The 10,002-nt window shown below is 37.5% G+C and carries 14 protein-coding genes; 6 read left to right on the top strand and 8 right to left on the bottom strand.

Annotation, left to right across the window (positions count from 1 at the left end; all coding sequences use genetic code 11):
* Positions 1-32: 32 nt before the first annotated feature.
* From trpC to IBX42_RS09685, 4 genes are read right to left on the bottom strand one after another with little or no spacing between them, the layout of a single operon-like run.
* A complete protein-coding gene (gene trpC / locus IBX42_RS09700; RefSeq protein ID WP_294932355.1) occupies positions 33-833 on the bottom strand; it encodes an indole-3-glycerol phosphate synthase TrpC in 801 nt (266 codons plus the stop codon).
* Position 834: 1 nt separating this feature from the next.
* Positions 835-2,121 carry a hypothetical protein gene (locus tag IBX42_RS09695; protein WP_294932352.1) on the bottom strand — a complete coding sequence of 429 codons (1,287 nt, stop codon included), beginning with the start codon at positions 2,119-2,121 and terminating at the stop codon, positions 835-837.
* Complete coding sequence (locus IBX42_RS09690; RefSeq protein ID WP_294932348.1) at positions 2,114-2,494, bottom strand: YkgJ family cysteine cluster protein; 381 nt, start codon at positions 2,492-2,494, stop codon at positions 2,114-2,116. The genes IBX42_RS09695 and IBX42_RS09690 overlap by 8 nt, the downstream gene beginning before the upstream one ends.
* Positions 2,482-3,177 (bottom strand): methyltransferase, encoded by a 696-nt coding sequence (locus tag IBX42_RS09685; protein ID WP_294932345.1) that lies wholly within the window; start codon positions 3,175-3,177, stop codon positions 2,482-2,484. Before IBX42_RS09685 ends, IBX42_RS09690 begins: the two co-directional genes overlap by 13 nt.
* Positions 3,178-3,241: 64 nt before the next feature.
* On the opposite strand from IBX42_RS09685, the gene kdsB reads away from it, so the two are divergent.
* Complete coding sequence (kdsB, locus tag IBX42_RS09680) at positions 3,242-3,961, top strand: 3-deoxy-manno-octulosonate cytidylyltransferase (protein WP_294932342.1); 720 nt, start codon at positions 3,242-3,244, stop codon at positions 3,959-3,961.
* A 153-nt stretch (positions 3,962-4,114) separates the two neighbouring features.
* Here kdsB and IBX42_RS09675 read toward each other — a convergent pair whose 3' ends face one another.
* Both IBX42_RS09675 and IBX42_RS09670 read right to left on the bottom strand, forming a co-directional pair.
* The gene (locus tag IBX42_RS09675) at positions 4,115-4,579 is read right to left on the bottom strand and encodes a hypothetical protein (protein WP_294932339.1); all 465 of its coding nucleotides are present in this window, start codon (positions 4,577-4,579) and stop codon (positions 4,115-4,117) included.
* On the bottom strand, positions 4,576-4,944 hold the full coding sequence (locus IBX42_RS09670; RefSeq protein ID WP_294932335.1) for a hypothetical protein: 369 nt from the start codon (positions 4,942-4,944) through the stop codon (positions 4,576-4,578). Before IBX42_RS09670 ends, IBX42_RS09675 begins: the two co-directional genes overlap by 4 nt.
* Before the next feature lie 104 nt (positions 4,945-5,048).
* Here IBX42_RS09670 and IBX42_RS09665 point away from each other — a divergent pair, with 104 nt between their 5' ends.
* Together IBX42_RS09665 and IBX42_RS09660 are read left to right on the top strand one after the other, a co-directional pair.
* Entirely contained in the window at positions 5,049-5,348 is a 300-nt protein-coding gene (locus IBX42_RS09665) for a nucleotidyltransferase domain-containing protein (RefSeq protein ID WP_294932332.1), read from the top strand.
* Positions 5,341-5,679 (top strand): HepT-like ribonuclease domain-containing protein, encoded by a 339-nt coding sequence (locus IBX42_RS09660; protein WP_294932329.1) that lies wholly within the window; start codon positions 5,341-5,343, stop codon positions 5,677-5,679. Before IBX42_RS09665 ends, IBX42_RS09660 begins: the two co-directional genes overlap by 8 nt.
* 124 nt (positions 5,680-5,803) lie before the next feature.
* Here IBX42_RS09660 and IBX42_RS09655 read toward each other — a convergent pair whose 3' ends face one another.
* Positions 5,804-6,346, bottom strand: coding sequence for an outer membrane beta-barrel protein (locus IBX42_RS09655; RefSeq protein ID WP_294932326.1), 543 nt, complete (start codon positions 6,344-6,346; stop codon positions 5,804-5,806).
* A gap of 94 nt (positions 6,347-6,440) precedes the next feature.
* Between IBX42_RS09655 and IBX42_RS09650 the strand changes: the two genes are divergently transcribed.
* Positions 6,441-6,719: a helix-turn-helix transcriptional regulator gene (locus tag IBX42_RS09650; RefSeq protein ID WP_294932323.1), complete on the top strand. Its 279-nt coding sequence runs from the start codon at positions 6,441-6,443 to the stop codon at positions 6,717-6,719.
* A gap of 50 nt (positions 6,720-6,769) precedes the next feature.
* Here IBX42_RS09650 and rpsO read toward each other — a convergent pair whose 3' ends face one another.
* Positions 6,770-7,045, bottom strand: a complete 276-nt coding sequence (rpsO, locus tag IBX42_RS09645) for a 30S ribosomal protein S15 (protein WP_137012063.1) — start codon at positions 7,043-7,045, stop codon at positions 6,770-6,772.
* 137 nt (positions 7,046-7,182) lie between these two features.
* On the opposite strand from rpsO, the gene IBX42_RS09640 reads away from it, so the two are divergent.
* A complete protein-coding gene (locus IBX42_RS09640; protein ID WP_294932318.1) occupies positions 7,183-7,584 on the top strand; it encodes an Rrf2 family transcriptional regulator in 402 nt (133 codons plus the stop codon).
* Positions 7,585-7,618: 34 nt separating this feature from the next.
* The gene (gene flhA, locus IBX42_RS09635) at positions 7,619-9,754 is read left to right on the top strand and encodes a flagellar biosynthesis protein FlhA (protein ID WP_294932358.1); all 2,136 of its coding nucleotides are present in this window, start codon (positions 7,619-7,621) and stop codon (positions 9,752-9,754) included.
* Positions 9,755-10,002 lie beyond the last annotated feature (248 nt).

The following is a 10,002-nucleotide window of genomic DNA, read 5'->3' as shown; positions in this document are numbered from 1 at the left end:
TTTCTAAGCGCGTGCGAGGCGTTCGCCTCTTTTTAGGCGTTTTTATTTTTTCCATATTTCAAATTTCTAAGCGCTTCTTCTTCATCTTTTTCTCTCATAAGCGATTCACCTACCAAGAAAGCATCAACTCCCGCTTTAGAGAGATCTTCAAGCTGTCCATGTTCGTATATTCCGCTCTCTGCAACGATTACTTTCCCGTTTGGTATCATCGGAATGAGCTCATACGATAGCTGCATGTTCATCTCAAAAGTTTGCAGGTTTCTGTGATTTATCCCGATAATATCACTTCCCGCGTAAATGGCTTTTACCAAATCACCCTTGTCATGAACCTCAACAAGCGCCTCCATACCGAGGTGTCTTGTATATCCAAGAAGCTCTTTTAGTTCCCTCTTGCTAAGAGCAGCGGCGATAAGAAGGATGAAATCCGCCCCGTGAACCATAGCTTCGAGTATCTGATATTTGGTAACTATAAAATCTTTTCTAAGCAGCGGAATACCAACATATCTTCTTATCTGTCCCAAATAATCCAAATTGCCTTGAAAAAAGTGAGGCTCAGTGAGCACAGAAATAGCGCTTGCCCCTCCTCTCTCATAACTCTGCGCAATTGCTACCGGGTCAAAATCTTCACGAATTACCCCTTTTGAAGGAGAAGCCTTTTTTACCTCGGCAATAATTCTGTACGGGTCCTCTTGCGTTGCAGTCAAATACGGAAAAACATCTCTTGGCGCTCTTGCATTAAAAGCGAGCGAACGTCCCAACCAGTCGAGTGAAAACTCTTTCTCTCTTTTTATTACGTCTTCTCTTGTTCTTTTTATTATCTCATCTAAAATCATTCTACTTTTTACCCTTTTTGTTTTTTACGCACTCTTTTATAGCTTCAATATGTTCTACAACTTCTTCATTGCTGCTGCCTTCCATATTTGCTACTTTTTTCATAATTTTTGCAGCCCTTTGGCAATCACCAAGCCTGTAGTATCCCCATGCAAGAGAGTCAAGATAGTAGATAGAGTTCGGCTCTATCTCAAGTGCCTCTTTTACGTACTCTATCCCCTTTTTTATATCTATACTATGATCAATCAAAAGATAGCCGAGATAGTTAAGATACATACCCTCTTTTTTTGTTTTTATTACCTTTTGAAGCTTTGAGATAACGCTTTTATGCATAGCTTTGTTGCTCTTGTCCTCAGCGCTCTCATACTCAAAAATTGCACTCTGTCCGAGATAGCTAACATCGCCGCTCTCTTTGTAGAGCTCTTTTGCGACACCAACTGCTTTTTTATAGTTTCTTGTCTGCACATAAAGTTGAAAAAGCAGCTCATTGTTAATCCCGCTCTGCTCCAAAAACTCTATCATCTTTGGATAATCTTTTTTATACCCATATATCTGAACTATTTTTTCACCTATATCTCTGCTTGAATCTATTTTATAGAGTCTTAAATAGGTCGATAAAAGACCTTCAATATTGTTGTCATTGCTATAGAAAGCGATGAGTTTTGAGCAGATGATTTTTGAGCAGCCGTTTATCCTAGAGTGAGTTTCAAGCTGTGCTATGGCATCTTTTTTTCTCTCTAGATTGACGTACAAAATGATTGCCATCTTTTCAAGTATCTTCTCGTTATAGTCTTTAATATATGCGCCCTCTAGATACTTCACCGCGGTGTCAAACTGTTTTAGTTTTACATATATCTCACTTACAAGCAGATAATCATCAACGCTGTTTGACTTGGCGACAAGCTTGATTGCAAGCTCTTTTGCTTCTACCAATCTATCTGCTCTCATAAGGGCTACTATTTTAATCCTTACAAGCTCAAAATCATCTATTTTATCTCCTGCAATTTCATTGACTCGCTCTATAACTCGCTCGTTTTCATTTGCCGCCAAATCATCTCTTAGGGAGCGGTAGAGGTACTCTTTCTTATCTGTTTTTAAATAGAGTATATTAAATATATTTGATGAGCCATTGTAATCTTGCTTCTCCTCAAGCCAAAGAGCATTGAGTATATACAGGTCCTCATTCTCAAAAACTTTCTCATGCCCTTTTACTTCTACCTCTTTAGATGAACACCCCAGTATAAAAAGAAGTGTGACAAGAAAAAGAGATAATTTTAAAATACTACGCATCAACAACTCCCGGACACTCTAATTTCAACTCATCAACCCTTGTTTTAAAGTAGTCCCAAAAAGGAAAAGTTCTGCACTGCTGGGGTCTTGCTTCATATATTGCACATCCGTTTGATTCTTTATTGTAAAAAGCGCACTCATAACTCTCCCCGATTTTTCTCTCTTTTATAGAGTATCTGTACCCGTGTTTAAAAAGGTATTTTTCGCTAAACGCTTGTGTCTCTAATCCCAATAGGTCGGCAATACTCTCTATCTCCGAGGCACTCACATGGATATACCCGCTCTCTCCCGTACAGCATCTTGCCTCACAAGAGCTGCATGCTGAGGCATCAAAAATGTAATTGTATCCGTCTTTTTTAATTATATTTGACATTTTATACTTTGTGTCCGTGCTTTTTTATATATATTTTGAGCCTCTTTTGAGAACTCTTCCCCATCAAAACTGATAAATGGCGCCCAAATTTTCATAAGCGACTTTGAGCCGTTTCTGGCATGAACCATCACAAGCGATGCTGCCCTGTCCTGCTTAGGATGAATAAAGCGTACATCAACCGCTCTCATATTTGTTTTTGCAAGCTCCGTGCAGATGAGTCCAAACTGCGAAGCGTCATAACAGAAAATAAAATGAGACCTTGGTTTTAAGAGTCTTGAGACCTTTTTAAAAAACTCCCCTAGCGGTAAGTTGACATTATAGCGTGCATTAAATAACATCTTATTCTCACTCTTTGTAACACCATCATGATAAAAAGGCGGATTTGAAATAATATAATCATACTTCACATCTTCGCTTATCTGCAAAAAATCACTCTTGTAAAGCTTGAGCTCTATCTTGTTTACTCTTGCATTAATAGAAGCATACTCTGCGAAAACATCCTGCTTCTCAACGGCTTCAAGTTCAACTCTCTCATTGTCTCGTGCGACCAAAAGTCCCACAACACCGCACCCTGCTCCAACATCTAAAACTTTTCCTCTAGGTTTAAAATGATTTATAAAGTCATATAAAAAGATTGAGTCGCTATTGTAGCAGTAGCCCTCTTGCGGCTGATAAAGAAGCATATATGCAATTCCTAAAAGTTCATTTTTGGATATAATTTTGCCATTATATTATTAAAGGCTTTAAATGATAATTATTCCGGCAAGGCTTGCTTCAAGCAGATTTCCGCAAAAAGTTTTAGCAGACATCGACGGAGTTCCGATGGTAGTGCGAACTGCTCAAAGAGTTGCACATCTGGGCAGAGTCGTTGTTGCGGCTGATGATGAGCTTATACTCTCCACATGCAGAGCGCACGGCATTGAGGCGATGCTGACATCAACAACGCACAAAAGCGGCACCGACCGCATCAATGAGTGCGCAAATATACTAAAAGTAGATGATGATGAGCTTATCATTAATGTCCAAGCGGACGAGCCTTTTATTGAGGCGGATGTTGTCGAAAAGCTCATAAAAAGATTGGAAGAGCTAAAACAAAAGGGTGAAGAGTTCATCATGGCAAGCTGCTACAACTCCATAAACAGCGAAGCGGCGCAAGATGCCAACTTGGTAAAAGTGATACTAGACGACAAAGACAACGCCATCTACTTCTCTCGCTCCCCAATCCCTTTCAACAGAAGCGGAGAAGCGCAATACTTCGGTCACATAGGTATATACGGTTTTAGTAAAAAAAGTCTAAAAGAGTTTTGCAATCTTAATGATGCGCCTATTGAAGATATAGAAAAACTAGAACAGCTGCGTGCTATTTATCATCAAAAGAAGATAAGCATGGTAAAAGTTACAAGCACAGGGTTTGGCATAGATACCGAGGAGGATTTAAAAAGAGCGGTTGAGATTTTTCTAAAATAGAGCCATCAGAAAAAAACCTTTTTTAGAACCTAAACCAAGTTCAGGATAACCATAAAACCGTCATCCTGAACACTAAACCTTGATTTGGAATTACTTAATTAGTTAATCAAATAAACCCAGCTTTAAAGGTTTACACAGTTAAATTTACAGTCTCTACTCAAAATATTTGTTTAAATCAAATCGAGTATTATAAAAATATTTATCAGTTGCTTTTCTAAATAATTTTATCGCTTTTTTATAGTCTTGATTGACCCCTCTTCCTTCTTGATAGTAAACAGCAGCATTGTAGCAACTCAATGAAATATCTTGATCAGTAGCATTAAAGAGTATACCCTTTACCCCTTCACACCCTTTTTCATAAAACTTTGCTGCTTTAAAATCATTTTGCTCTAAACCAATACCGTTTTCATACAAGTCTGCTAAAGCTATATTTGTTAATGCATCTTCATTTCCATCATACGCATTTATATCTCTGTTGTTTTTACAAAAAAAGCCTTTAATATAACATGCATTCATTTCTTTTTGAGTTACACATGCATTCTCCAAAGCAACACAATCGCCATAAGCTAAACTACTCAAAACAACACTCATAATAATACTTAATCCTATTTTTTTCATTTTTCAAGCCTTTTCTTATATTCTGTAATCTTTTTCTGTGTTGATGTTATCATTGTACTCAACTTATGTTCATTAGCGTTGTATTTGTGATTAACAACCAAAGTATAAATAAGCACAGCAGTCAAAATTAAACTTACAATTAAAACCGCTGGATTCATCCCATACACTAAAGGTGCATTATTGCCTGAACTGAAACTTTGGGCAAATGCCACCATTATAGCTCCAGCAGAAAATAACAAAGCAATTATTGTAAGTAGATGATCTAAACTAAATATGTTTGCTACTTCTTGTCCTACAAGATGTTGCAACCTATATTCATAATACATCAAACGTACACTTTCATCAATATCTAAACACTCATCCATGAAACTACCTTTTTTTTCAAAATAAGGAAGCATTTTACCCCCCCCCATTAAAATAAACTTAATTTGATGGTTTTTGATTTTCAGTTCGTGCTATAATACTTTTTATGAAAACAAAAAATGAAATCATTACATTTTTACAAAAAAACAGAGCATACCTTTGCAAGACATTTCACATCACAAAAATAGCTCTCTTTGGATCTTTTGCAAGAGATGAACAGACGGATGGCAGTGATGTGGATCTGCTTATTGAGCTTGATGATAACCTGATAGATGTTTATGACACAAAAGAGTCATTAAAACAGTTTTTATCTCATTCTTTCGATCGCAGTGTCGATCTAGCAAGAGAAAAGTATCTAAAGCCCTACGCAAAAGAGTTTATCTTAAAAGATGCAATCTATGTCTAAAATTAAATTTGATCTTTTGTCGTTAATAGAATCAATTGATAAAATTCAAAACTATTCACAAGAGTTTTTAAATGCTGATGATTTTTACAATGATCAAAAAAGTTTCGATGCTTCTATAATGCAATTTGTAGTCATTGGTGAAACAATTACTCGTCTGGATGAATCATTTAAAAAAACTCATCAGCACATACCTTGGCAAAAGATAAAAGACTTTCGAAATATAATCGCACATGACTATTTTGGTATTGACGCAGATGAAATTTGGGATATTATACAAAACAAACTTATTCCACTCAGAAGTGAAATACAAAATCTTGTAGATAAAATGTAAATTTTTTAATTAACTAGGGAAAGAGAGAGTTTGGAGAATTTCTCCCCTTTAAAAAGAGCGGTGGAGATTTTTTTATAGAGAATTTGCCATGCTTGAGAGAGCATGGCAACAGGAGAATTAGAAACTAAAATTTATAGTTTACACCGACGAACCAGTTTGAAATTGGGTCAATCTCAAGTTTAACATCAACACCACTCACTGTTATTGTATCTTCCATATTTGACTTCATATAACGATAACCAGCTTCAACTGAAAAATTTTCATTTATAGCATAGTTTACACCAGCTTGCGCACCGTACACAACTCCTGAAATATCTAAATCTGCTAGATCATCAACTTCCGCTGAACCATACCCTACAAAACCACCGACAAATGGCTTGATATCATTATCGCCGATTAAATAGTCGTAACCAATACCGGCATAATAAGCATCTCCGCCATCTACATTAATATTTTGATAGCTAATAAATGCACGGCTATTTTTATCATAATAGTATCCAAGCTTGAAAGTTGCGGAACCGCCATCATCACTCTCTTCTGCGCTAACTCCAGCAGCAGAATATTTCATATCAAACTTAGTATTTCCAATGTCAATACCAATATAATTTCCACTATCCGCAGCAATCAAACCACTCGCAAGCAATACCGCCAACGCTATTTTTTTCATTTTTTATCCTAATATTGAATCTAACTAACCATAGTTAGTTGATGTTAGATTGTATTGATATTACACTTACATCAACTTTAACTATAGGTAGTTTATGCACAAAATAGCAAATCAGGAAGATATAGATACACTTTATCGAACTATTGGTGCAAATGTAATGCGTATAAGAAAAGCAAAAGGGATGACTCAGTTAGATTTAGCTCTTGCTATTGGGCTAAAATCAGTAGGATTAATTTCTGTTGCAGAAATTTACCACAACAAAAAACATTTCAATTTAGAGCATTTATATAAAATATCTTTGGCGCTTGACGTAATGATGAAGGATTTTTTTAATGGTGTTGATTATGATATTTGTAGAGTGGAAACAGAATAGTAAAAAATCAAAAGAAGAAAAAACGAAGCAAAAAAGCTTCGTTTTGGTATTTAGATATTGTCGCGAATACCTAAATCTGCTACAAGTTTAAGATAAGCATCTTTATCTTTTCTTTTAAAGTATTTCATAAGACGGCGACGCTGTCCTACTAATTTTAAAAGACCAAGTCTTGATGCGTGATCTTTTTTGAACACTTTTAAGTGCTCAGTAAGTTCACTGATTCTAGTTGTTAATAATGCGATTTGAACTTCACTTGAACCAGTGTCATTCTCGCCACGACCGTATTTTGCAACAATTTCTTGTTTTTTAGCCGAATCTAAAGCCATAATGGCCTCCAAAAGGTATATAATCTAACAGTCCACACAAATTCAGTGTATAAAGTTGAAGTGAAATAATATCTAATTTATTCTTTTATTTCAACTTCTTTTGATATAATTTACGAAAATTTAATTAAAGAAATAATATGTTAATAACCCGTGCTAGTGAGTATGCAATACTCTCTCTTATAGTTTTGGCGAAAGCCTCTGCTCCAGTGGACAGCGAAACACTTTCAAACCAACTCTCAATTCCAAAAAGTTTCTTAGCAAAAATCTTGCAGTCACTGGCAAAACATGGAATTTTAAAATCGTATAAAGGCGTTAACGGCGGTTTTGCGCTTGCGCGTGAGCCAAAAGATATAAGCATGTTGCAGATAATGTCCTCTGTTGAGGGCAAAGTTCCAACTGTTTTTGATTGCGCACCATCCCTTGAGAGCTGCCCGCTAGACAAAGGTTCTATGTGCTCGATATGGCCATTTTTAAATAAACTACAAGGTAAGATAGACTCTTTTTTAGCAGATTTAACTTTAGCAGACGTATTAGAGTAAAAACTTGGCAAAAAAATTAACAACTAGGCAGCAGATCGGCATTACCCTAAACTTCTTGCTTGGTCAAAAAGATTTAAGTGTAGTTGTTTTTGTAATGGCAATTTTAGCCATTATTATTGTTCCACTGCCCTCCGGTTTGCTTGATGTTTTACTTACTGTGTCTATGGCACTTGCAGTACTTATTTTACTCATATCGCTCTATGTTCCAAAACCTACCGATTTAACAACTTTTCCGACACTCATCTTAATACTTACGCTCTTTCGGCTAGCCCTTAATATTGCTACTACAAGGATGATTCTAAGCCACGGCCACGAAGGTCCCGAAGAAGTAAGCAGTATTATCAACAGTTTTGGAAATTTTGTTGTTGGCGGAAACTATGTCATCGGTATCGTCGTCTTCTCAATCTTGGTTCTTATAAACTTTATGGTTATCACAAAAGGTTCAACAAGAGTTGCGGAAGTTGCAGCACGTTTTACGCTTGACTCTATGCCCGGTAAACAGATGGCGGTTGATGCCGACCTAAACGCCGGGCTCATAGATGATGTGGAAGCAAAAAGAAGAAGAGCCGATATCCTTCAGGATGCAAACTTTTACGGGGCGATGGATGGTTCGAGTAAATTTGTAAAAGGCGATGCGGTTGCCGGTATTATAATCACTCTCATTAACATTATCGGTGGATTTCTTATAGGAGTTTTTCAACATGATATGAGCGTGGGCGACAGTGCTTCTGTTTTTACTCTTTTAACTATCGGAGATGGTCTTGTCGGACAGATTCCGGCACTTATTATCTCTACGGCTACAGGTATTATGATAACACGCTCTTCTGGAGAGGGAGACAACTTCGCAGACGGAGCTATTAACCAAATAATGGGCAATGCTAAAATCATGATGATTGTAGGTTTCATTATGATTCTTTTTGCTCTTGTCCCCGGCTTACCAACAGCATCTATGGGATTTGTGGGAATTATGTTTGCACTTCTTGGCTGGTCCATCTATAAATACGAAAAAGGCGAGCTGACTATACTTGACGTTAACAGTATATTATCAAAAACAAAGGAGCAAGAAGCCAAAGAGAAGGCTCGGCGTCCTGCAAAATCACATGAAGAGATAGCCAAAGAGGAGGAGATTGCGCTAGAGGATATATTAAAGGTTGAAATGCTCGAACTTACTTTGGGCTATCAGCTGATTCGTTTAGCAGACAGCGCTCAAGGAGGAGATCTCTTAGAGAGAATCCGCTCCATGAGAAGAAAGATAGCATCAGACTTTGGTTTTTTGATGCCTCAAGTGCGCATAAGGGACAATCTTCACCTGCAGCCGCAACAGTACCAAATACTGCTTAAGGGAATACCTATCGGCGAGGGTAAAATTATGCCTGACAAATTTTTGGCGATGGACAGCGGCATGGCAACAGGCGAGATAAAAGGAGAGCCAACAAAGGAGCCTGCCTTTGGACTTGAAGCTCTCTGGATTGCGCCTGAGTTAAAAGAAGATGCAATTATTAACGGCTATACGGTTGTAGACCCCGCTACGGTTATCTCTACCCACATGAGCGAGCTCATCAAGAAAAATGCAGAGGATCTCTTAACCCGTCAAGAGGTTCAAACACTAATCGACAAACTCAAAAGTGATTTTCCTATTATTGTGGATGATACTTTAAAGGTTGCTTCTATCGGACTCATCCAGAGGGTTCTTAAAGCTCTCTTACATGAGAAGATTCCTCTTAAAGATATGCTAACAATCCTTGAGACTATTGCAGATGTAGCCGAGTTTACCAAAAATGTCGACATAATTACCGAGCAGGTTCGCGCAAAACTCTCGCGAATTATTACAAAAATGTACTCCGGCGAAGATGGGGTAATAAGGCTTCTTACATTTGATACCCCGTCAGAACAGCTGATGCTTGAGAAGTCTCAGGAACGGGACGGTACGAGAAACCTTATGCTAAATGTGGGCGAAATAAATGCTCTTATTCAGGCAACAAGCGCAAAGGCGGCAGAGCTTCTTCAAAAAGGAGTATCTCCGGTCGTTGTTATTGTTGATCCTAAACTGCGCCGTGCAATTGCAGAGATATTTGAGAGATTTTCGCTTGACGTAGTAACACTCTCGCATGCAGAGATTGACTCAAGCGCTACTTTTGAAGTTATGGGCTCAATCTCAATAAAAGAATAGGATAAATAACTAATGTTACGCACTTTCATGAAGAGTGTGTAATATAAACCTTGTAATTCTCGAAAAACAAAGTTTTTCGTAGCTTTTAGGTATGCTAACCAATGGCATACTCCATGGCAAGGGGGTTGTAGGGACATCTGTCCCTGCCATTAAAACGGACGTGTTCGTTTTAATGCGTAACATCAAATAAACAAGAAAGAGAAAAATGAACAATAAAACAGTACATCACCTATCACATACAGATCTTG

Source organism: Sulfurimonas sp., assembly GCF_014859695.1.
Taxonomy (GTDB): domain Bacteria; phylum Campylobacterota; class Campylobacteria; order Campylobacterales; family Sulfurimonadaceae; genus Sulfurimonas.
The sequence above is the reverse complement of the archived record's forward strand: the minus strand, read 5'-3'. Positions and strand labels throughout refer to the sequence as shown.

Excerpts from the sequence above, each read along its gene's own strand:
- IBX42_RS09655 (WP_294932326.1), bottom strand. The coding sequence starts at position 6,346 with ATGAAAAAAATAGCGTTGGCGGTATTGCTTGCGAGTGGTTTGATTGCT.
- IBX42_RS09650 (WP_294932323.1), top strand. The coding sequence starts at position 6,441 with ATGCACAAAATAGCAAATCAGGAAGATATAGATACACTTTATCGAACT.
- IBX42_RS09690 (WP_294932348.1), bottom strand. The coding sequence starts at position 2,494 with ATGTCAAATATAATTAAAAAAGACGGATACAATTACATTTTTGATGCC.
- IBX42_RS09695 (WP_294932352.1), bottom strand. The coding sequence starts at position 2,121 with ATGCGTAGTATTTTAAAATTATCTCTTTTTCTTGTCACACTTCTTTTT.
- IBX42_RS09660 (WP_294932329.1), top strand. The coding sequence starts at position 5,341 with ATGTCTAAAATTAAATTTGATCTTTTGTCGTTAATAGAATCAATTGAT.
- IBX42_RS09665 (WP_294932332.1), top strand. The coding sequence starts at position 5,049 with ATGAAAACAAAAAATGAAATCATTACATTTTTACAAAAAAACAGAGCA.
- kdsB (WP_294932342.1), top strand. The coding sequence starts at position 3,242 with ATGATAATTATTCCGGCAAGGCTTGCTTCAAGCAGATTTCCGCAAAAA.
- IBX42_RS09670 (WP_294932335.1), bottom strand. The coding sequence starts at position 4,944 with ATGGATGAGTGTTTAGATATTGATGAAAGTGTACGTTTGATGTATTAT.
- IBX42_RS09675 (WP_294932339.1), bottom strand. The coding sequence starts at position 4,579 with ATGAAAAAAATAGGATTAAGTATTATTATGAGTGTTGTTTTGAGTAGT.
- rpsO (WP_137012063.1), bottom strand. The coding sequence starts at position 7,045 with ATGGCTTTAGATTCGGCTAAAAAACAAGAAATTGTTGCAAAATACGGT.
- IBX42_RS09685 (WP_294932345.1), bottom strand. The coding sequence starts at position 3,177 with ATGCTTCTTTATCAGCCGCAAGAGGGCTACTGCTACAATAGCGACTCA.
- trpC (WP_294932355.1), bottom strand. The coding sequence starts at position 833 with ATGATTTTAGATGAGATAATAAAAAGAACAAGAGAAGACGTAATAAAA.
- IBX42_RS09640 (WP_294932318.1), top strand. The coding sequence starts at position 7,183 with ATGTTAATAACCCGTGCTAGTGAGTATGCAATACTCTCTCTTATAGTT.